The sequence below is a fragment of the Microvirga roseola genome (genome assembly GCF_020866965.1).
Taxonomy (GTDB): domain Bacteria; phylum Pseudomonadota; class Alphaproteobacteria; order Rhizobiales; family Beijerinckiaceae; genus Microvirga; species Microvirga roseola.
In genome coordinates, this window is the sequence record NZ_JAJATX010000018.1 from 51347 (window position 1) to 72147 (window position 20801).

Here is a 20801-nt window from a genome sequence, read left to right on the forward strand (position 1 = left end):
CCGTCTTGGAAGAAGCACAAGCGCAACGAGGGCAGGCCCTCCGGATCGCGCAAGGCGCGCGTGACGCAGCGCAGCTAAGCTGCTGCAATTCCAATCATAAGCGGCCCGCTTCCGCGGGCCGTTTTGAATTGTTCTGAGGAACCGCGACTCCGCCTCCACGTTGGCCTTCAAGCCCGAACCCAAAGGAGGCTAATATGATCTGCGCATTCTGCCAGCAGGACGTGAACGATCCCTGCCATAACATCCAGGAAATGCAGCAGCGCGCCGAGCACCATATCGATCGCTGCGAGCGCGCCTTCGAGAGACAAGGCGGCGGCAACCATCCTCAGCGTGCGCCCTCGACCGACATTCAGAGCGGCGGCAAGGCTTAAAGGAGACAAGACATGGCTCAGAACGCAGGCGCCAATAAGGGCGGCGTCAACAAAGCCCGCGACAAGAGCGCCGATAGCCATCGCAAGAGCGATGAACGCACCGGCCAGAACCAGACCGTGGTGAAGCCGATCGATCCCGGCACGCGCACGGATGGCGACGGACCGCCCCGTCAGCGCTGACGGCGTTTGGCTCAACAACTCCGGCGAAAGCCGGCCCGACAGGGAGACATGGCCTCATGGCCAACGAGATCAAGAAAGGCCCTGCGAGCAACAAGAACGCTCCGGGCGTCGGCAACCCGAGCGAGGGCGGAGGTGTCGGCAACCAGAAGACCGGCGGCATCGGCAACATGAACACCGGCGCCGACCGCAAGACCGACAAGCAGAGCAACAAGAGCTAGAGCAGCGCCCCGTTGAGGCTAAGGCTCCTGTCCGGTGACTCTCAAGAAAGCGGGCTGTACAGCCCGCTTTCTCCATGGCTGCTCGCTGGTCCACTCTCTCCTGTTCAGGAGAACGCATCAGAGCCGAATAGCCCAATGCTGCACTTGGAACATCGTAGGTAACCATTCGGGGGGCAGCCTCTCCCCGTGATAGTACGTTGCCCACCGGCACCTCCGGCACGACATTAGCATCCGAGCATATTGCCGTACCTGCCGTACTGACGGTCCTGTCAACGCCCCGCGGGTTACCGCATGGGAAGGAACCTGACAGGCCCGATTCATTGCGAAGTGGAGATGGTTTTGCGGCCCACTGGGCCCTCCTGTCGGCGGCACGGTCTTTGGAAAGGGAGTTCGACATTGTTCGAAACGGACGTGACGTCAGATCGCCCGCCCGTTGACTGGGCTACCAAGCTTGATGGCGCCCCTTCCATCCTCGAACTGCCCACCGACCGATCCCGTCCGACAAAGCTGACGGGGGAAGTGCTGTCGGTCTCACGTATCTTGAACAAGCAGCAAACCGACGATGCGCAGGCCTTCGCGAGATCATGCGGAATCGCGCTGAATGCCGTGCTGCTGGCGCTGTGGCAGGCACTCCTCTGCCGGCATACGGATCAACGCGATCTGGTCATGGGCTGCGCCGTTCTCGACCCGGCTGGGAACGACAGTCCCGGTTGGGCCATTCTTCGCTCTCCCGCCGACAGCAGCAGATCATTGCGTCAGATGGTGGCGAATGCTTCGCGAGAACTAGTTGAGGGAGAGCTTGCCCGGATCATGATGCCTGATCTCGTTGCGGCCCTCGGGATCGAGCCCGGCAACAGCAAGCATCCTGTCTTCCAGGTCGCGCTCGCAGAGTGCCGTCAGCCCCTGAACGAGGTTGCGCCACTCACGGACGGCCGTTTCGCTCCCTGCGACCTCACGCTTCTCTGGCACGAATCCGAGGCCGGCATTGCCCTGCGCCTGGACTATGCGCCCCAGCTCTTCGAACCCCGGCGGGTGGAGCGCCTCCTTGCCCGCTTCGAAGTGTTGCTCAGCGGAGCCCTTGCTGACCCGGATGCGCCTGTCGATGAGCTCACTCTGCTCACGGAGGACGAGCAGGACAGCCTTCGCAACTGGAATGCCACCGCGAGGCCGAGAGAAGACCGGCGCACTATCGCAGAGATGTTTGCCGAACAAGTCGCCCGTACCCCGGAGGCGGTCGCCGTCGAGTTTCAGAAAGAGACGCTCACTTATCGCGAGCTTGACGCGAAAGCGAACCGGCTCGCGCAGGAACTGGTCCGCCGCGGTATCGGATCTGATGTAACGGTCGGCGTCAGCATCGAGCGCTCCATCGGCATGGTCGTGGCGGTTCTCGCCGTTCTCAAGGCCGGCGGCGCCTATGTGGCGATCGATCCGGCCTATCCGGCGGCGCGGCGCGACTATATGGTCGCGCAATCAGGCGCGCGCCTTTTGCTGACCGACAGAGAAGGCTCCGAGGACGGCACCATCGAACGCTTGATGATCGACGAAGCGCTTGCTGGTGCAACCGATGCTCCGCTGGCGGCTCCCGACAGCGCGGCGACGGGGGACAATCTCGGTTACGTGATCTTCACTTCCGGCTCGACCGGCCAGCCGAAAGCTGTCGCGCTGCCGCAGCGGGCGCTCACAAACCTGATCGAGTGGCAGCTCGCACGCCCCGATTTCACGCCCGGCGCCCGCACCCTGCAATTCGCCTCGCTCAGCTTCGACGTATCCTTCCAGGAGATCTTTTCCACCTGGTGCTCCGGCAGCTCGCTCGTGCTGATCCCGGATACGGTGAGGCGCGATCCGCGCGGCCTGCTCGACTACATCCGCACCCATGCGGTCAATCGCATCTTCCTGCCCTTCGTGGCGCTGCGCGGTCTTGCCGATGCGGCCGTGGCCACGGGGCAGTCTCCCGAGACCTTACGCGAGGTCTATACGGCGGGCGAGCAGCTCGTGGTCGACGATACGATCCGCAGCTTTTTCTCAAGCCTGTCCGACTGCCTGCTCGAGAACCAGTACGGTCCATCGGAGAGCCACGTGGTCACCGCCTATCGCCTGACCGGTGCGCCGCAGACCTGGCCGACGCTGCCGCCCGTCGGCGCGCCAATTGCGAATTCCACGGTCCACGTGCTGGATGCCAAAGGATATCCGCGCCCCATCGGCGTGCCGGGAGAGCTCTATCTCGGCGGAACCTGCCTTGCCCGCGAGTATCTGGGGCGGCTGGATCTGACCGCCGAGCGTTTCGTCGAGCGGCCCCATGCAGCGCCGGGCGAGCGGCTCTACAAGACGGGCGATCTGGCGCGCTGGCTTGAGGACGGCACGCTCGAATTCCTCGGCCGCATCGACCATCAGGTCAAGTTTCGCGGCTACCGCATCGAACTCGGCGAAGTCTCCTCGGTGCTCTCGGGCTTTCCGGGCGTCAAGCAATGCGTGGCGTCGATCGTGCGTCTCGACGGGGTCGGCCCGCGGCTTGCCGCCTATGCCGTTCCCCGCGACGGCGCAATCCTCTCGCTGCAGGATCTGCACCGCTTCGCCAGGAGCAGCCTGCCGGACTACATGGTCCCCTCGCATTACCTCGTGCTCGACTCCCTGCCGCTCACGCCCAGCGGCAAGATCGACACCGCGCGTCTTCCCGCTCCCGCCTTCGACCGCGGTATTCTCTCCACGGCCTATGAAGAGCCTGCCGGCGAGGCTGAACGGCGGCTTGCTTCCATCTGGCAGGAACTTCTCGGCATCTCGGAGATCGGGCGTCACGACGATTTCTTCGACCTCGGCGGCGACTCCATGATGGCGGTGGAGATGTTCCTGTTGATCGCCGAGCAGTTCGGGCAGGAACTGCCCCTTGGAGCGCTGGCGCAGTTTCCAACCATCGCAGGATTGGCAGGCCTGCTGGAAAACCACATGCAAGAGAACAACTGGCAGGTTCTGGTGCCGCTGAAAACAGGCGGCGAGAGGACGCCCCTGTTCTGCGTCCATGGCGGCTCCGGCAACATCGCGAGCTTCCCGAAGCTCGCACGCGCCATGCCGCCCGATCAGCCGGTCTACGGCCTGCAGTGGGACGGCCTTGAAGGCCGCGGCGGAGCCCGCACCATCGAAGCGATGGCAAAGCGCTACCTGCAGGACATCCGCACCGTGCAGCCGCACGGACCCTATCTGCTGGCGGGCCAGTGCATCGGCGGCATCGTGGCCCGCGAGATCGCGCACAAGCTTGTGGATGCGGGCGAGGAAGTCGCGCTGCTGGTAATGTATGAGTCGCCGAACATGTGCTCTCGCGAGTTCCGGCTGCTGGAGCCCCTGCCCGCCTTTCCGTCGCTTCTCTCTCCCCTGCTGCTGCGTTCGGCGGGAGCGACGATCATGGGCCTTAAGGTGCTGCTGGGAAAATACAAGCGGGAGCAGATTCTCAGGATCAGGTCGCGAGACCTCAGCGGACGACAGGTCGCCCAGGAGGACCGTAACCTTCATGGCAGCCTCGTGATGGTGCGGGCGATGTGGAAGTACACGATCAGGCTCCTGCCGGTGCGCACGCTTTACTTCCATAATGGCAGCGAAAACGGCCGCCCCATGGCGCTCGCCGGCCGCTGGCGCGACGGCATGAAGGGATGGTCGGGCCACGTATCAAAGGATTTCGAGGTGCACAAGGTGGATGCCGAGCACAACGACATCCCCTTCGCCCCGGCGGCCCTTGCGCTCCTTGCAGAAGAGCTGGAGCAGATCCACCGGTCGCGATCCGGCCAGCGCCCTGCGGACGAGGATGACGCATCGGCCATTCTGAACGAGCCGCTGGCGCAGGCCATGTAGCCTATCTCGTCGGGGCTATTCCTCCAGCGGCTTAGAAGACGAGCCATGCGGCGCAAGACAGGAGCGACAATCCCGCCAGCCACAGGCCGATACTGGTCCAGCGTGGAATGTGGTGCTCCCAGATGTGCGTCTGGTGCTCCACCTCCTCCGTCAGCGGCGCCTTCAGAAGGGCATGGAACCGTCGGCGCGCGTACCAGGCGAGAACGAGCGCGCCAATGGCGAGCCAGCCGGAGAGAACCGCCAGATTCCACATCAGCGCAGGAGTATCGTCACCGGTCAAGGCAGAGGCTCCTCATCATGTCGGATCTGATGATTGTGCCGGCCCTTTGTGGAAATTCAATCGAAAGCGCTCAGAGCGACGCTCCATAGAGGCGCTCCACATCCTCGCGTCGGCATAGCTCCGTCCCCGGCGTCATAACGGTCGCGGCCCCAGCCGCCATGCCGAGGCGGATCGCATTGCGCAGGTCAAGCCCCCGCGCCAGACCGTATGTGATCGCAGCGACCATGCTGTCACCCGCGCCGACGGCGCTTCTGACAGGCACCTCGATGGGCGCAAGCCTTTCGTGCATCTCCTCTGTCACGAGGAGAGCGCCCTCCGCACCGAGGGAGATCACGATGATCTCGCAGATGCCCCGCCCGATCAGCTGCCGCACAGCCTCGATCTGCTGCGCCTCGCTGCGCAGCTCGCTGCCGGTCCATTCGCGCAGCTCGCGGATGCTCGGCTTCAAGAGATGAACCCCGGAGCGCATGTGCCTCAGCGCCTCGCCGGATGTATCCAGGACGAAGCGGATCCCGAGCCCTTTCGCAACATCGGCGGCCTTTTGATAGAAATCCGCTCCAACCCCTGACGGCAAACTGCCGCTCGCCACGATGAAGCGAGCATCACTCGCCGCCTCGGCGAGCCCATCGAGGCAGGCCTTATGCTCGGCCTCCGAGAGCACAGGCCCCGGCAGCACGAAGCGGTATTGCTGGCCGCTGCGCCGTTCGTCGACGGTAAAGCTCTCACGCGTCGGACCGAAAATCGGAATGCGGCGATGGGGAGCGCCATCCCTTTCGAGCAGCGTTTCGAGCGCGAGCCCCGCCGGCCCGCCCGCAGGATACACCGCAAGCGCATCGCCCCCGAGGGTCCGCACCACCCGGGCGACATTGATGCCCCCGCCGCCGGGATCGTGCCGGGGCGGCGAGCAGCGCACCTTGTCGGTCGGCACAACGGCCTCCGCGCTCGTCGCGATGTCGAGCGCCGGATTCATGGTCAGCGTCACGATGTCGGGCACGCATTCGCCTCCGTGGTGTAAGCCTTCTTCAGTACAGCAATATAGGTGCCATATAGGGTGGCCGGCAGCGGCAAGACGTCGGTCGCACTCGGACGTCTCAAGTTCTTCGCCAACTTCCGCTCGGGCGAGAATGCGGAGGAGTATGGGCTACGCCAGGAGGATTGGGCGGATTTCGATGCGAGCAATATGATTGGCTTCGTTTTGAGCCCGAGCCTGGTGTCCTATCTGCAGCAGACGGCGGAAAGCCTCGAGTTGAAGGGGATGAAGATCCAGGATTTCGAAGAATTCCTGAATCGCGAGCGAAATCAACGCGACATCTTCAGCAAGCCGTTCAAAAAATCGTCGGAGAATGGACATGGAGAGCAAAAGACAATCACTTGGCTGAAGGCGCTCGACATTGTCGTCGCGCGGTACCTTGCCGACGGTATTCTGGCGATCCAGGCCGAACCGCTGCTCCGGCCTGAAACCAATGATGGCGAGAGCATCACCGACAGCCGATGGCAGGATCTGGTTTCGACGTATTGGAAAAAAGGAACGCTTCCGGGGCGGATCAGAGGCCTGGCCAATGGTCTGACCGTCAAGCATTCGGTTGACCAGAAAGGGTTTCTTATCCGAGGCCTCGCGCGCGACATCGGCCAGAGCGTGCGTCTTGGCGACAACGAGGTCGGAACACTTAGAATTGAAGAGAGGCGCGCTCTGCGCGACGCCGTTGAGAATGTCCAACTTCGGATGTTTCGCCTCCTCAACCCGCAGGAGATGTTCCTCCAGGTCTTCAAAGATGACGCGTACCGGATCCTGCTGGAGGACCTCTGCCGCCAACACCAGGGCTCGGTCGCCGATGTGGTTGAGCCGATCCGTCGGCGGGTTAGCGAGAACAAGGTCACGGACGACGACATCATCAACGCCCTGTGCCTGAATGCCTTGTCCTGCGAGCGCTTCGTGCGCGACATCAAGGCCGTGCGTTACCTGCATGCGTTTGCCGAGAATGTCGGTGTGTTCATCGACGAGTATCAGGATTTCAGTGAGCTTCAGGTGCTCCTGATGGGGTACAAAGCCCTGTCCAAATATGCGCTTGTCACTGTCTCAGGCAACAGCAGTCAGCGCCTGCACAAGGGAGGCCTGGCCGAGATCACGAAGGCGTTTCCGCAGATCTCGTCACCGCCTCGCCAGATTCTCCTCGACCGCAATATGCGGCAGACCGAGCCCCTCGCGCGTCTGTCGACGTGTTTCCGCTCGTTGACAGACCCAACCGTTGCAATGCCTGACAGCGCCTGTCGCGCTCCGCTCGCGGTCTACGGACAGCAACAGCTCTTTGCCGATGCCACCATCGCGAAAATCCTCAATCTTCCTGAGGCCGCCAGCGTTGCGGTCATTTGCCCGAACCAAGACGAGGTGGAACGGTTTGATGCAGGAAGAGTTGGAGGCGGGCTTTCGGAATCCAATGATCTCCGACAGGGCGAAGCTCACGACGCGCTACCACACACATTTCATCACAGCCCTAGAGGCGAAGGGCCTCGAGTTCCATGCTGTCGTCGTACCCGACCTTTCCACCTTTGATTGCGCCGATCCGACCGGCTGCAATTCGCTGTACGTTGCGGTCAGCAGGCCACGACATGCCCTTCTTGTCGGCTGTCACAGTTCAGGGCTGGATCAGACAGAAATCAAAAGGCTCATCAACCTCGACCATCTGTCCGTGGTTATAGGCGAGAGCGAGGCTACCCCGGCGTATGCGGCATAACCCGAGACTATCGATTTCGGCATAGGGCCGGACGATGCCGCAGGGCCAATCGTGCTCTTCGACGCCACAGAGTGCGCTCCCCTGTTCTCGGTCTCGACCCGTTCCGTGAAAGCCGAGAGGCGGGTTGCTTACCTCTCCCTCCAGCGTCCCCGTGCACCGGGAGGCTGGCTGAAACGGTTTGCAGTCCGCACACGGACGAATTGGTCGCATGAATGTGCCGCCTTCATCGGCGTGCCGAGACGTGGCGCACTTCAAGTTCGGCACCTACTAAGACCTGTCGTCTCCGCAACCGACAAGGCCCGGGGAGACCCGGGCCTTCTTGTTTGCTTCTAGGACGTGCCTAACGCACCGCTAACCTTTCCCCGGTAGGTTGGCCCAAGCCGTGGAACGCACTGCGGCTGCCCCCACAAGGCCCCGTTCGGATCTACCGCGTGCGGCGCCTTTTCGCGCCGTCCTGTCCCAGCTACTTTGTACTTGGGCCGGTTACACATGCCCGGCCTCCCCTCGGAGCCCCGTTCAGTCCCTAGGCTGGGCGGGGCTCTTATGGCCGTTCACGTAGGCCTTGAGAATGTTGGACGCATGGAATGTGACGACTCGGCGGGGTTCGATGGGCACCGCTGCTCTGGTCTTTGGATTGCGGCCAACGCGCTGCCCCTTCTGGCGCACAGTAAAGACCCCGAACGAGGACAGTTTCACATCCTCTCCTGCTTCGAGCGTGGCGCAAATCTCTTCGATGACCTGTCCGATCAGTCCTGCCGCTTCTGCCCGCAAGAGCCTGACCTCCTGGTAGACGACCTCCGCCAAGTCCGTCCGGGTGATGTTCCTGTCTGCCACGTGCTCCGTTCAAGGAGAAACGCCCCGGCTCATCACCGAGGCGTTCCCCGAGGACCCAAGGGAGTGCCCCGCAGCCCTTCCACTTTGGACCGGAACAGAGTGCCCGGATTGCCGGGGTGTGGCTGTACCCGGAACGACACAGAGGCATGGGATGCGCGAGGTTCTAGGCGCTATCCCACATCACCCTCTTGCGCTGTCTCGGCGAGCCATGAGGCCAGATCCAAGGTTTGCTTAGGGGCACACGAGCAGTCCACCCAGCGCGGCCAGAACCTCGGCATCGGAGCACGAAGAGGAGACCATCCTCCCGCTCGCAGCCCTTACCTTCCGCTCGCGCCAAGAGGGCCGAGCCATACTCGAATTCTGAGGGCCGGGCCTTGAGCCACAGCCTTGAGCTCCTCACCCAAGCCGCGTTTCGCGCATCGACGGCCTTTCGTCGAACCTTGCATACCAGTCCCTCGCCGCCGGATAGCGGTCGCGCCATCCCAGATCCTCAAACCGCAAGTCGAGATAGCCGAGAGCGCATCCGGAGGAGATCGTCCCAATATCGACCCGCTCGCCCCAATCGGGAGCTGCTCTTTCGATGCCAGCGAGAGCCGAGTGGATCTTGTCGATCTGACCATCGAGCCACTCCTGCCAGAGCTTTTCCGGCGGACGGACTGCGCGCTCATAGCGGCCGAGAAGAGCCGCATCCAGCAATCCGTCCGCAACCGTCTGCTCGACCAAGGCGTCCCATCGCCGGGGGCCCGCAGGGAAGATCGAGCCTCCCGCCAGATCGTTCAGATACTCGCAGATGACGCGGCTGTCCGCGAGCATCCGCCCGTCCTCGAGCACCAGGGTCGGAACTTGGCCGAGGGGGTTGTGCGCAATGATTGACTGATCCCGATTGACCGGGTGGGCGGCGCAGGAGACGCGTGCGATCCTGTCGGCGAGCCCCAGTTCATGGGCGACCACGAGAACCTTGCGCACGAAAGGCGAGGTCGGAGAGTAGAACAGCTTCATCGCAGCAGGTGCTCCTTGATGGTTCAGGCAGGCGGGCGGGCCATTTCCTGGCCGGCAATATAGCCGAAGGTCAAAGCGGGACCGAGCGTGATGCCAGCCCCCGGGTAGGCTCCGGCCATGATCGAATTCATGTCGTTGCCGCAGGCGAACAGTCCTGGGATCGGTTCGCCGCCTCGGTCGAGCACGCGCGCCCTGGCGTCGACCTTGAGACCGGCCGCCGTCCCGATGTCTCCCGGCCAGACGCGAACGGCATAGAACGGCGCCGTTGCAATCGGGCCCAAGCACGGATTGGGCTCGTGAGCCGGGTCGCCGAGGTAGCGGTTGTAGGCGCTCGCCCCTTTGCCAAACTCGGGATCCTGCCCGGATGCGGCATACTCGTTCATGCGCCGCACCGTGTCCGACAGGGCATCGGGATCAATGCCCAGCTTTCCGGCGAGCTCGCGAATGGTGCCGGCTTCGACAAGGTAGCCTGCATCGATGAAGGGGCGCAGACGGCGCAGGCCAGGACGGACGAGGCCCAAGCCGTAGCGGCGGATGAAGCGCCGGTCGCAGATCAGGATGGCAGGAATCGTCGGCGCCGTTTCATGGGAGCGGTGCATCGCTTCGACGAATTCGTGATAGGACGTCGCCTCGTTCACGAAACGCCTCCCTGCGCCGTTCACGGCAACGAGCCCCGGCTTCTGACGGTCGAGGATGAGATGCGGGAACCGGATCTCCGTTCCGTCGGCTCGCCGGAGCGTCGAGACGGGCGCCCAGAATGCGTTTCCGATGTTGTCCTCCTCGATCACCCCGCCCGCTGCGAGGGCGAGCCTGATGCCGTCGCCTGCATTGGCGGCGGGCGCCATGGATCTGTGCGCGTCGGCAAACGGGACGAACTGCGACCGCATCGCGTCGTTGGCGGGAAACCCGCCCGCAGCCAGCACGACCCCGCGACGCGCGCCTATGGTGAGCATTCGCCCCTGGTGCTCTGCAACGAGCCCGGTCACGCGGCCATCGGCCAGCACCAGCTGCCTGGCGGCGGTTCGCGTGCGCAGGGCGATCCTGACGTCGAGGGCCGACTTCAAAAGCCGCCCCGCCAGCGCATTGCCCATGAGCAGGCGCGTGCCGCGCGGATACGAAAGCCGATCGGTGAAGTACCGGAGGAGGATCTCCATGCCATGGCGAAAGTTCGAAACCGACCTCGGCATCCCGAGCAGGGCATCGATGTCCTTCCGATTCACCATCATGCCGCCGAAGGCGAGGAACTCCTTCAAGGGAGGACGAAGAAGGCCGAAGTTGCGGCCCAATGCCCTGCCGTCGAACGGCACGGGATCGATGGTCCGCCCCCCGAGTGCGGCGCCTGGCACGTCGGGCTGATAATCCGGTGAATATGCGCGCGCCTGGAAGATGACGTCGGTTTCCCGCTCCAGGAACGACACCATCCGCGGGCCATTCTCAAGAAAGGCCTCGATCAGGTCCGGGCGCAGGCGGTTGCCGAGAATCGCGCGGAGATAGGCCATCACCTGTGCATCGTCGTCGTCGAGGCCGACATCGGCGAGATGCGGGTTCTTGGGGATCCACACGGCGCCCCCCGAGATGGCCGTGCTGCCCCCGATCCAGTCGGTCTTCTCAAGGACGATCACGTCGAGCCCCGCCTTGCGGGCCGCCAGAGCCGCCGCCATGCCGCCCGCCCCGGACCCTACGACCACGACATCGAAGACTTCATCGAACCTGCCGCTCTGATCATTCATCACGCATTCTCTGTTCAAAGACCCATGCCCCCGCCCAGGGACTTGCCCCCGTCCACCAGGAGAACCTGGCCGGTGATGAAGTCGGTTCCGGGCGCGGCCAGAAACGCCACGGCGTTTGCGATATCCTCCGGGCGCCCGGCCTTCCCGGTCGGCTGGAGCGCCAGCTGCGCGGCGAGCCGCTCCGGCGTGAGCGCCGCCAGCAAAGGCGTATCGATCAATCCGGGAGCAACCGCGTTCACGAGAATCCCGCGCCCGGCAAGCTCCATCGCCATGGCCCGGGTCGCCCCGACGACCGCAGCCTTCGACGCCACGTAATGCGTGTGGTTTTTCGCCCCCAGGAACGCCCGCGACGCAATGTTCACGATCTTGGCTCCGGCAGGCATCCTCTGCGCGGCGGCCTGCGACAGCGTGAACAGAGCGACGAGGTTGATCTCGTATGCCCGCCGGAAATCCTCTGGCGTCAGGTCGAAGAAGCCTCGCTCGTCAAAGATCCCGGCATTGTTCACCAGGGCCGAGAGCGCCGGCAGCCGCGCCACCAGGGCACGAACGCCCGCATGGTCGGTCAGATCGATGCATTCCGGCTGCACGGAAAACCCGCGCGCCTCCAGGTCCTGCGCGGCAGCGCCGGCCGCGGCCCCGTCACGGTCGAGGATCACGACGTGGAAGCCGTCGCCGGCAAGCCGTTCGCTGATCGCGCGCCCGATGCCGCGCGCGCCGCCCGTAACCAGGGCGACAGGCATCGGATCGGCCTTCATGCCGGTCATGCTTTCGCTCCGGAACCCGTGGGGGATGGCTTCATGGCGAAATCGGCGCCCTGTTCGCGGGTGAGAAAGCCCGCCGTCAGGCCACCGTCGACCGCGAGCACCGCACCGTTCACGTAGGCCGCATCGTCTGAGAGCAGGAACGCGGCCGCGGCAGCGATTTCCTCGGGCCGGGCAAGACGCCCAAGCGGCGTCCGATCGAGCATCACGCCTTCGAGGAAGTGGGCCGGGATGCCGTCCCGGATCATCGGCGTATCGACGCCGTTCGGCGCAACCGCATTGACCCGCACGCCGCGTCTGCCCCATTCCGTGGCGAGGGTCTTGGTCAGACCGATCAGGCCCCATTTCGATGCGGCGTAGTTGGCCCGGCCCGGCTGACCGCCGAGAGCCGTGATCGACGCGATGGTCACGATCGCACCCCTGCCATGGCTCAGCATCGCCCGGCCTGCGGCGCGGCACGTGAAGAAGACGCCCGTGAGATTGACGCCAATCACCGCCGCCCAGTCGTCGTCCGGCATGAGCTCCGCTGGCGACGCGCGCGCGATCCCCGCACAGGGCACGGCGCCCCAGAGAGGCCCCAAATCCCCTTCGGCCGCGGCGACGAAACGAGCGACGTCCTCCGGGCTCCTGGTGTCGAGCACCCGGGTCAGAACCGGCGTCCCCCGCGCATCGAGTTCCTCCTGCAAGCCGACCAGCCCCTGGTGGTCGAGGTCGGCCGCTGCAATGGCAGCCCCCTCCTCCGCGAGCCGCCGCGCTACGGCGGCACCGATCCCGCGGGCGGCGCCGGTCACCAGGAATGCTCGCCCGTCGAAGCGCCCCATCCTTCAGTGTCCGAGGTAGGTGCGCCGGACGCTGTCATCCCGCCGCAGCTGGTCGGATGCGCCCTGCAGCGCCATCTCGCCGTTCTCCAGGATGTAGGCGTAGCTTGAGCAGGTCAGGGCGACAGCCGCATTCTGCTCGACGAGCAGGATCGTGAGCCCATCCTTGTTCAGGCGATCGATGATGCCGAAGATCTGCTGCACCAGGACCGGCGAGAGACCGAGCGAGGGCTCGTCCAGAAGGAGGAGGCGGGGCCGCGCCATGAGCGCGCGGCCGAGAAGAAGCATCTGCTGCTCGCCGCCCGAGAGCGTTCCCGCCCGTTGCTGCAGCCGCTCCCTGAGCTTGGGAAAGTAATTGAGGACCCGCTCGAAATCCGCTCGGATGGCCGCTGCATCCTTGCGCCTGTAGGCGCCCATTTCGAGGTTCTCGCAAACGCTCATGTCCTGGAAGACTTCCCGGCCTTCCGGCACCTGCACAACGCCGCCTTCCACCACCTGGTGCGAGGCCCAGCTCTCGATGGGCTTTCCATCGAACCGGATGCTGCCTGAGGTCACGGGCACCAGCCGCGAGATCGTATTGAGGGTGGTCGTCTTGCCGGCCCCGTTGCTGCCGAGCAGCGCTACAACCCTGCCCTCGGGCACCCGCAGGGAGACTTCTGACAGCGCCTGGATGCGGCCGTAGGAGGCCGAAACTCCAGTCAGTTCGAGGAGATCAGGCATGGGCCATCTCCTGCCCCAGATAGGCTTCGATGACGGAGGGATCGTTCCGGACCTCCTCGGGCGTGCCCTCTGCGATCTTCGTTCCGAAGTTCAACACCGTGACCCGGTCGGAGATCGCCATCACGAGCTGCATGACATGCTCGACGAGCAGGATCGTGATGCCTTCGCGGCGGCACAGATCCGTCAGGAGCGCGTCGAGAGCGGCGATTTCCCGGTTGCGGAGACCGGCCGCCGGCTCGTCGAGAAGAAGAAGCCGTGGACGGATAGCCAGCGCGCGTGCGAGCTCCAGGAGCTTCTGATGGCCGAAGTCCAGATTGCGGGCGCTGGTGTTGCGATAGGGCGTGAGGCCGGTGCGCTCGAGCAGATGCTCCACGTGCTCGACAACGCCGGCCGGCCGCGCGGACAGGGCATTGCGCCATGTCCCGCCTGCATGAACATGCGCGCCGATCATGACGTTCTCGAAGACCGTCAGCTCCCCGAACAGCTCGAGGTTCTGGAAGGTCCGCGCAACCCCGAGCCTCGCCATGGTGCTGGCGGGCATGTTCGTTACATCGGCGCCGTCGAGGAGGATCCGACCGGTCGTCGGCTGGTAGAAGCGGGAGATGCAGTTGAACGTCGTCGACTTCCCGGCGCCGTTCGGCCCGATCAGGGCATGAATGGTACCGCGCTGCACGCTGATGTCGAACCGGTTGACTGCGGTCAGTCCGCCGAACTTGACCGTCAGGTCGTCGACCTGAAGCAGATGGTCAGCCACGGGTCCCTCCCCCCACCTTGTCGCGAATGAAAGCAAAGAGACCACGCGGCGCGTACATCATGAAGCCAATCAGGATGAGGCCGTAGATGATCTCCTGATAGGAGGGCGTCTGGCGCAGGAACTCGGAGATGAGCCCGAAGACGATCGCGCCGCCGACGGCCCCGGCGATCGAACCGAGCCCGCCGACGACGATCATCGTCAGGACGAGAATCGTGGTTTGAAAGCCGAGGCTGTCCGGATGGATGTAGGTGGAGAACGTCGCGAACATGCTGCCTGCGACGCCCGCAAAGAAGGCGGAGAGGCCAAAGGCCGTAATCTTGGCGCGGCGGACCGGAATCCCCATCGCCATTGCGGCCACCTCGGATTCCCGCACGGCCCTGAAGGAGCGGCCAAGGCGCGAGCGCGAAATCAGGATCGTCAGCAGCAGCATCAGCACGGTCATGACGACGACCACGGGATAGGCCTGCCTGTCGCTGAGAATCTCGAACGCGCCCAGGCGGGCCGGGCTGATGCGCAGGCCGTTCGGCCCTCCGGTGACCTGATCCCAGTTCAGGAAGACCCACTGCATGGCCTCGCCAAAGGCGAAGGTGGCAAGCGCGAGATAAATGTCGCGCATGCGCAGCGCGACCGCTCCGATGACCACGCCGACGGCGCCCGCGACAAGCCCGGCCAGAAGCATGGACAGGGGGAAAGGCCATCCGAAGGCGTTGCCGGCCAATCCGCTCGTGTAGATGCCGATGCCGTAGAATGCCGCATGCGCCAGGGCAAACTGCCCGCTTTCGCCGATGACCAAGTGAAGGCCCAGGCAGAGAACGACAAATACGAGAAGAAGATTGGCGATGTAGAGAACGTACCCGGTCACCGCGAAAGGCAAGAGGGCCAGCGTCGCAACGGCCAGAGCGAGCAGCGCCACGCGGCCCAATGGTACACTGCTGCGGGCCGACAGCCCCGGCAGGTCGGCTTCGGATCTCGGGAGCACGGCGGCCGTTTTGTCGCGCATGAGCTCAGACCTTCTTGATTTCGACGCGGCCGCCGAACAGTCCCTGGGGGCGGATCACGAGCACGAGCATGATGGCGAGGAATGGCGCAAGCACGATGGCGCGGGAGGTGATGAACAGGCCCACCAGGTTCTCGATGATGCCGATCAGAAAGCCGCCGACCACGGCGCCGGGCAGGCTCGTGAAGCCGCCAACGATGGCAGCTGCAAATCCCAAGGTTACAATGGAGCCCATGTCGGCGGTCATCAGCACCTTCGGTGAAATCAGCAGCGCAGCGACGGCGGAAATCCCGCCCGACAAGCCCCAGACGATCATGTGAATGCGCGTGAGGTCGACGCCGACGAGGCGCGCCGCCTTCGGGTTCATGCCGACGGCCCGCATCGCGCGTCCCGTCTTGGTGTACTTGAACATCCAGAAGAAGGCGGCCATGACGACGATTGCTGTTGCCAGGATCACAAGGTCCAGCGTCGTCACCGAGGCCTGCCCGATCAAGATGGACTCCGGCTCGACGACCGGCGGGAACGAGCGCGGTGTATCGCCAAATCCCGTCTGCCGGACGAACCCCCTGAGCACATAGGATAGCCCCAGCGTCGCGATCACGAGATTGACGGGACTCCCGTTCGCCCGCGCGACCTGGTTCAGGATCAGCCGGCGGAACAGGGCCGCCCCGGCGAAGGCAGCCAGGATCGTTGCCGGCATGACGATCCACAGGGGCAGGCTCTGGAAGACCAGCAGGTAAAGCGCGATGTAGCCCGCGGCCATCACCATCTCGCCCTGCGAGAAGTTCGGCACCTCGGACGTCTTGAAAATCACTACGATGGCGAGGGCAAGCAGCGCATAGACGCTGCCAACGATCAGACCGGACGCGATGCCCTGTTGCAGAAATAGAAATGCTACGTCGAGCGTCATGCGGCCCTCGCTGCATCATGGAAGGATAAGCCGCGGAAGCGATGCTGCTTCCGCGGCGGACAGGCGGCTTAGCCCTTGTATTTCCAGCGGCTCTGGAAGGAGCCGGGAACGAGCGTCTGCTGGTTGCCGTCGAACTTCAGGTAGATCGTCGATTCCTGCGCTGCGCGGTCGTTCGGCCCGAACTCGATGGGGCCCGCCATGACGCCGGAGTCGAACTTCTGGGTCCTCAGGGCCTCAGCCACCTTCTCGCGGGTCGGGTTGGGGCCGGCATCCTTGAGCGCCTTCACGACCGACATGGCCGGAGCGATCCCGTAGGGCATGTAGGCCTGCGGATGATCCGGCTTGGATGCCAGGTCGGGATAGTTCTCCTTGTACATGTCGTAGACCCACTTGATCTTGGACCCGCCGGGCACATCGGCGAGAACGTCCTGGACGTAGAAGTTCTTGAGTGCGTCCTTGCTACCGACATTGTCCACCAGCTGCGAGACGTTGGCAGTTCCCGTCACGGCGAGCACGATCGGCTTGGTGATGCCGAGCTCATGCGCTTTCTTGATAATCAGGGCCGCAGGCTTGGCGTAGGTCGTGATGGCGATCATGTCCGGATTGGCGGCCCGGAGCTTGATCAGCGGCGCCGTCACATCGGTGATATTCGGATTGATCGACTCTACGGCGAGATCGACCCCCAACTCCTTGGCCGTCGCCTGGGCCGCCTCGAGGTTCCAGGCACCGTAGGCGTCGTCATGGTTGATGTAGCCGATCTTCTTCGCCTTCAGGTGCTGCTTGCCAAAGTCCACGACGGAGCCGCCGACCGCATATTGCGAGATCGAATAGGCGCCGAAGATGTAGTCTGTGGGCGGATACAGGGCGCCGTCGGCGGAGGCGTTGAGCATGACCCACGGGATCTTGCTGCGTACGACGTAGTCCTTCGCGGCGACTGCCGCTGCGGAGCACGACCCGCCGTTGAGCATGAAGACCTGATCCTGCTCGACCAGCTTCTTGACCGCAGACACGAGATCGTTGGCGTTGCAGCGGTCGTCCTCGACGACAAGCTCGATCGTGCGGCCGTGAACCCCGCCCTCCTTGTTGACCTTGTCGTAGTACATTTTCGCCGCGTTCACGACGTCGAAGCCGTAGGCCATGTTGGCGCCGGACAGGGGCGAGAACATGCCGATCTTGATGGTCTTGTCCGTCAGGCCGGGTTCTTGTGCGCTCGCGGATGAAGCATGGACGAGACTTGCCGCCAGCACCGCCGCTCCCAGCCAAACCTGGGTTGTCTTGGATGTCATTTCTTCCTCCCGTAATCGGCCTTGCGGCCTATTGCATCCGGTAGCCGCCGTTGACGTCGATGGTGACTCCCGTGATGTACGAAGCCGCCGGCGAGACGAGAAAGCGCACGGCACCTGCCACATCGTCCGGGGTGCCGAGGCGCCCGAGCGGAATAGCGGATGCGGCTTTGGCGTCGTCGGCGGGATCAAGCGACAGGCGCAGCATGGGCGCGTCGATCAAGCCAGGAGCGACCGAGTTTACTGTCACCCGCTTCGGGGCGAGCTCACGGGCCAGCGCCTTGGTCAGCCCGAGAATCGCGGCCTTGCTGGCGATGTAGGACGAGCTGGAGCGATAGCCGCCAAGCTGCGCGGCAACAGATGAAAACGTCACCACCCGCCCATCGACAGGCGCAGGGCCGAGGCGCTGCGCATATTCGCGGCAGCAGAGGAACGTTCCCCGTGCATTGACGGCTTGCGTCATCTCCCACTCGTCGAGGGAGGTTTCGACCACTTCGTTGCGTGCCCCGTCTGGACGCAGCAGGAGAACGCCTGCGCAGGCGACGAGGACGCAAACCGGTCCGAGAACGCGCTCAACGTCGTCGTAGAGGCCCCGGACCGCAGCTTCGTCCGACACATCGACGGAAAAACCCCGGTGCGCGCCGCCGGGCAGTTGCCCTGCAAGCTCTTGCGCCACCGCAAGGTCCCGGTCGGTGACCGCAACGGTGAGGCCGTCCTCCGCCAGCGTCCGGCAGACGGCAGCGCCAATGCCTCCGGCGCCACCGGTCACCAGCGCAATTCGATGCGCGTGCAACGACAATGTTTCCTCCGCAGCTGGTCTAGCGCCAGTTATTGGATCCAATCCAGCAAGCTCCCAACCCCGTTGTCAATCGTTTTTCGCTGCTTCATGAGTCATTTTATCCAATCGCGCCGAACGAACCCAGTTGCGAGGCAAGAGCGTGGCGACCAGCTCGACAGAAATTAGCGACCTCCTGCGGGAGCGTATCCTCTCCGGAGAGATCCGGCCCGGGGAGCGGCTTCAGCAAATCCCGCTCTCCGAATCCCTCGGGGTGTCGCGCACCCCCCTGCGCGAGGCCCTTGCGATACTGACCAATGAAGGCCTCCTGATTTACGAGCCCAATCGCGGCTACACGGTCAGGTCCTTCTCGCTTGATGACGTGCTTGCCGCATTCGACGTCCGGGCCCGGCTGGAGGCCCTCGCCTGCGGACTGGCGGCACGGCGCGGCCTGTCCTCGGCGACTCGGCGGGTGCTCGCCGAGTGCGTCGTGCGCGGAGACCGCATCCTGTCAAGGGGAACTCTCGATCCGAACGATTTGGGCCCCTACCGGCAGATGAACGTCGAGTTCCATGACGCGATCATCCAAGCCGCCAACAACCGCTATGTGACAGACTTCGTGCGGCAGTGCCATAACGTGCCGCTGGCCTCGGACCGGATCTTCGTCTGGGAGGATTACGAGGTGATCAAGCGGTCCCATGACGACCACCGCCGCATCGCTGAAGCTTTATCGGAGCGCGATGGCGAGCGTGCGGAATACCTCATGCGCGAGCATGTCTACTTCGCAGGCCAGGTCCTGAAACACTCTCTGGACCAGGGCCTTCAGCAGAAGCGGGCGAAATTCAATATGGCGGCTGTCGAGGTACTATGACCTGGGAACCTGCTGTCTCGACCGTTTGGTGCGGAAGAGGCTGCGCTCCCGGTCTATGGGCAGTCGCGAACAGCGACAAACTCGCCAAGGTGTTCCCCGAGGATTACGACCGTCTCATCGCCCGAGGCTTCAGTCCAAACTGGTGCTGGAATGTCCGAACCGTGAAGGTGTCGGACTGGAGACACAACACTCCGAGGGTGGCCCGCCTCATCATGGATGTTCAAGGCCCTGCTATCCACGTTAGGCACCGTGACAAAGACCCGCTGAACATTCGACGGGACAACCTCATCGTGAAGCCCGTCAAAATACGGAAGTCGACCAACATAGCCGGAGATGGCTAGTGACTTCATGGGGCTATGTGATCGCACTCAGAGGAGGCAGTTTTAGGCTGCCTCTGGGGTGTTCTTTGCATCAAACTCCGAAGCCGCCTTGAGAATGGCCCTCAGCGCCTCGACAGACAGCCAAGGCTGACGCACATGGACCATCCGGTGACAGTTCGCACAGAGCAGAGCTAAGTCCTCAAGTTTGGTCTTATCTCCGGGCCGGAGCGTGTGGACTGGCTTGGTATGGTGTGCTTCGATAAAACCGCTGCCTCTCGCTCCATAGGCTACCTGGAAGTCGAAGTCACAAGCCTCACAAGCCAACCTTCCGGTCTTCTTCAGGATCGCGTCTTTCTTCTTATCGACGATCTTCTTGCTCCGCTCGCGATGTCGATGCACCCGCGTGAGTAACCGCCCCTCATCCGCTTCGACGGTCTCCTCATCGTCATCGACTGGAGCAAGGTTGCTGTCATCATTCAGCACATGCTCCGAGATGGCCGAGGCTACTTCCCGCAACAGTTCAGGCTTGTCTGCGAAGGTGCGCCAAACCTCTTCCTCAAGTTTGTTTCCCCGCTGCAATCCGACTTTTCCCGAGTTCTTGTAGGCCGGATCGAAGCGGCGGAAGTTCATGCACTTCATGTAAACGGCATTTTGCGTTCCGGTATTTCGATCCCGGCTTACCAAACTCGCTCCCCAACCTGTTGAGGAGTTGCGAGAGCATAAGGACTTCCTGGCTCGTCTTTCCGGGAGGGTTGCCCTTAAACCGGACGTACAGATCAAGAGCGAGGATCAACTCGTCCCTTGTCCAGTCTGGATTTCGTTCTTTGCCCTGCATCAGTTTCACCCCCTATCCCTGGCGTATTCTTGCATGGAGTTGCCGGATCACGAACTCGCAGGACACCTCAACTCCTTAGGAAGTCCTAACCCATCTCCCTGACATAAGACGAACCATCACTGCACCTCTCAACGGCCCCGTAAGCACACCCTTACGGGGCCATTTTTTCATCCCGCAACGAACAAAGCAGCAATGACTATCGAACTCACTATCCATCGGCACAAACTCACCTGTAAGGGACAGGTTTATGAAGCTCGGCTCAACGGGGTTCCCGTTTGCCAATCCCTCACACCTTTCTTCACCGCAGCTCGCGCCCTACTGGATGCTGGCCACTCGCCGGATACTCCCCTCGCGATGAAGCACGACGGAGCCACCATCACCTCTCTTCGCTCGACCATCGGGCAAGCTGCAAGGCTCACAGTGACGGAGGAGGATAAGAAAGGATTACGGATCAAGAAGCATCGTCCGCCCACCTTTGGTCTGTACCAGGAGAGGGGGAGTGTCGGGAGCTACAGGCCGATCAGGCGCCTCCCTAGCTGTGAGATCTGAGGAGGTTGTTCATCCCGTCTGAGGGCC

At 63.4% G+C, this 20801-nt stretch carries 20 protein-coding genes; 6 read left to right on the forward strand and 14 right to left on the reverse strand.

The window, feature by feature from the left end; all coding sequences use genetic code 11:
* Nucleotides 1-194: 194 nt before the first annotated feature.
* The 4 genes from LG661_RS12795 (at nt 195) to LG661_RS12810 (ending at nt 4606) form a co-directional block, all read left to right on the forward strand.
* Nucleotides 195-371, forward strand: a complete 177-nt coding sequence (locus tag LG661_RS12795; RefSeq protein ID WP_230532287.1) for a hypothetical protein — start codon at nt 195-197, stop codon at nt 369-371.
* A 12-nt stretch (nt 372-383) separates the two neighbouring features.
* The gene (locus tag LG661_RS12800; RefSeq protein ID WP_230532288.1) at nt 384-551 is read left to right on the forward strand and encodes a hypothetical protein; all 168 of its coding nucleotides are present in this window, start codon (nt 384-386) and stop codon (nt 549-551) included.
* A gap of 56 nt (nt 552-607) precedes the next feature.
* Nucleotides 608-769 carry a hypothetical protein gene (locus tag LG661_RS12805; protein ID WP_230532289.1) on the forward strand — a complete coding sequence of 54 codons (162 nt, stop codon included), beginning with the start codon at nt 608-610 and terminating at the stop codon, nt 767-769.
* A 396-nt stretch (nt 770-1165) separates the two neighbouring features.
* On the forward strand, nt 1166-4606 hold the full coding sequence (locus LG661_RS12810) for a non-ribosomal peptide synthetase (RefSeq protein ID WP_230532290.1): 3441 nt from the start codon (nt 1166-1168) through the stop codon (nt 4604-4606).
* Between the two features lie 31 nt (nt 4607-4637).
* On the opposite strand, the gene LG661_RS12815 is transcribed toward LG661_RS12810, so the two are convergent.
* Nucleotides 4638-4886, reverse strand: a complete 249-nt coding sequence (locus LG661_RS12815) for a hypothetical protein (protein WP_230532291.1) — start codon at nt 4884-4886, stop codon at nt 4638-4640.
* 70 nt (nt 4887-4956) lie between these two features.
* Nucleotides 4957-5880, reverse strand: coding sequence for a 1-phosphofructokinase family hexose kinase (locus LG661_RS12820; protein ID WP_230532292.1), 924 nt, complete (start codon nt 5878-5880; stop codon nt 4957-4959).
* A 57-nt stretch (nt 5881-5937) separates the two neighbouring features.
* On the opposite strand from LG661_RS12820, the gene LG661_RS12825 reads away from it, so the two are divergent.
* A complete protein-coding gene (locus tag LG661_RS12825) occupies nt 5938-7437 on the forward strand; it encodes a helicase domain-containing protein (protein ID WP_230532293.1) in 1500 nt (499 codons plus the stop codon).
* 697 nt (nt 7438-8134) lie between these two features.
* Here the strand turns inward: LG661_RS12825 and LG661_RS12830 are convergent.
* The 11 genes from LG661_RS12830 to LG661_RS12880 form a co-directional block, all read right to left on the reverse strand.
* On the reverse strand, nt 8135-8452 hold the full coding sequence (locus LG661_RS12830) for an integration host factor subunit alpha (RefSeq protein WP_230532294.1): 318 nt from the start codon (nt 8450-8452) through the stop codon (nt 8135-8137).
* 396 nt (nt 8453-8848) lie between these two features.
* Entirely contained in the window at nt 8849-9451 is a 603-nt protein-coding gene (locus LG661_RS12835) for a glutathione S-transferase (protein ID WP_230532295.1), read from the reverse strand.
* Nucleotides 9452-9474: 23 nt separating this feature from the next.
* Nucleotides 9475-11181: an FAD-dependent oxidoreductase gene (locus tag LG661_RS12840; RefSeq protein ID WP_230532296.1), complete on the reverse strand. Its 1707-nt coding sequence runs from the start codon at nt 11179-11181 to the stop codon at nt 9475-9477.
* Between the two features lie 14 nt (nt 11182-11195).
* Entirely contained in the window at nt 11196-11936 is a 741-nt protein-coding gene (locus LG661_RS12845) for an SDR family NAD(P)-dependent oxidoreductase (protein WP_230532310.1), read from the reverse strand.
* A 5-nt stretch (nt 11937-11941) separates the two neighbouring features.
* Nucleotides 11942-12763, reverse strand: a complete 822-nt coding sequence (locus LG661_RS12850; protein ID WP_230532297.1) for an SDR family NAD(P)-dependent oxidoreductase — start codon at nt 12761-12763, stop codon at nt 11942-11944.
* A 3-nt stretch (nt 12764-12766) separates the two neighbouring features.
* Nucleotides 12767-13480: an ABC transporter ATP-binding protein gene (locus tag LG661_RS12855; protein WP_230532298.1), complete on the reverse strand. Its 714-nt coding sequence runs from the start codon at nt 13478-13480 to the stop codon at nt 12767-12769.
* Nucleotides 13473-14234, reverse strand: a complete 762-nt coding sequence (locus tag LG661_RS12860) for an ABC transporter ATP-binding protein (RefSeq protein WP_230532299.1) — start codon at nt 14232-14234, stop codon at nt 13473-13475. Before LG661_RS12860 ends, LG661_RS12855 begins: the two co-directional genes overlap by 8 nt.
* On the reverse strand, nt 14227-15234 hold the full coding sequence (locus LG661_RS12865; RefSeq protein WP_230532300.1) for a branched-chain amino acid ABC transporter permease: 1008 nt from the start codon (nt 15232-15234) through the stop codon (nt 14227-14229). Before LG661_RS12865 ends, LG661_RS12860 begins: the two co-directional genes overlap by 8 nt.
* Before the next feature lie 4 nt (nt 15235-15238).
* Nucleotides 15239-16141 (reverse strand): branched-chain amino acid ABC transporter permease, encoded by a 903-nt coding sequence (locus LG661_RS12870; protein ID WP_230532301.1) that lies wholly within the window; start codon nt 16139-16141, stop codon nt 15239-15241.
* Between the two features lie 68 nt (nt 16142-16209).
* On the reverse strand, nt 16210-17427 hold the full coding sequence (locus LG661_RS12875) for an ABC transporter substrate-binding protein (RefSeq protein ID WP_230532302.1): 1218 nt from the start codon (nt 17425-17427) through the stop codon (nt 16210-16212).
* 28 nt (nt 17428-17455) lie between these two features.
* Nucleotides 17456-18217, reverse strand: a complete 762-nt coding sequence (locus LG661_RS12880; RefSeq protein ID WP_230532303.1) for an SDR family NAD(P)-dependent oxidoreductase — start codon at nt 18215-18217, stop codon at nt 17456-17458.
* Between the two features lie 145 nt (nt 18218-18362).
* Between LG661_RS12880 and LG661_RS12885 the strand changes: the two genes are divergently transcribed.
* Nucleotides 18363-19070, forward strand: coding sequence for a GntR family transcriptional regulator (locus LG661_RS12885; RefSeq protein WP_230532304.1), 708 nt, complete (start codon nt 18363-18365; stop codon nt 19068-19070).
* A gap of 383 nt (nt 19071-19453) precedes the next feature.
* Here LG661_RS12885 and LG661_RS12890 read toward each other — a convergent pair whose 3' ends face one another.
* On the reverse strand, nt 19454-20020 hold the full coding sequence (locus LG661_RS12890; protein WP_230532305.1) for an HNH endonuclease: 567 nt from the start codon (nt 20018-20020) through the stop codon (nt 19454-19456).
* Between the last annotated feature and the right edge of the window lie 781 nt (nt 20021-20801).

Coding starts and splice junctions, on each gene's coding strand:
- LG661_RS12795 (WP_230532287.1), top strand. CDS start 195: ATGATCTGCGCATTCTGCCAGCAGGACGTGAACGATCCCTGCCATAAC.
- LG661_RS12800 (WP_230532288.1), top strand. CDS start 384: ATGGCTCAGAACGCAGGCGCCAATAAGGGCGGCGTCAACAAAGCCCGC.
- LG661_RS12805 (WP_230532289.1), top strand. CDS start 608: ATGGCCAACGAGATCAAGAAAGGCCCTGCGAGCAACAAGAACGCTCCG.
- LG661_RS12835 (WP_230532295.1), bottom strand. CDS start 9,451: ATGAAGCTGTTCTACTCTCCGACCTCGCCTTTCGTGCGCAAGGTTCTC.
- LG661_RS12840 (WP_230532296.1), bottom strand. CDS start 11,181: ATGAATGATCAGAGCGGCAGGTTCGATGAAGTCTTCGATGTCGTGGTC.
- LG661_RS12845 (WP_230532310.1), bottom strand. CDS start 11,936: ATGAAGGCCGATCCGATGCCTGTCGCCCTGGTTACGGGCGGCGCGCGC.
- LG661_RS12850 (WP_230532297.1), bottom strand. CDS start 12,763: ATGGGGCGCTTCGACGGGCGAGCATTCCTGGTGACCGGCGCCGCCCGC.
- LG661_RS12855 (WP_230532298.1), bottom strand. CDS start 13,480: ATGCCTGATCTCCTCGAACTGACTGGAGTTTCGGCCTCCTACGGCCGC.
- LG661_RS12865 (WP_230532300.1), bottom strand. CDS start 15,234: ATGCGCGACAAAACGGCCGCCGTGCTCCCGAGATCCGAAGCCGACCTG.
- LG661_RS12870 (WP_230532301.1), bottom strand. CDS start 16,141: ATGACGCTCGACGTAGCATTTCTATTTCTGCAACAGGGCATCGCGTCC.
- LG661_RS12875 (WP_230532302.1), bottom strand. CDS start 17,427: ATGACATCCAAGACAACCCAGGTTTGGCTGGGAGCGGCGGTGCTGGCG.
- LG661_RS12890 (WP_230532305.1), bottom strand. CDS start 20,020: ATGAACTTCCGCCGCTTCGATCCGGCCTACAAGAACTCGGGAAAAGTC.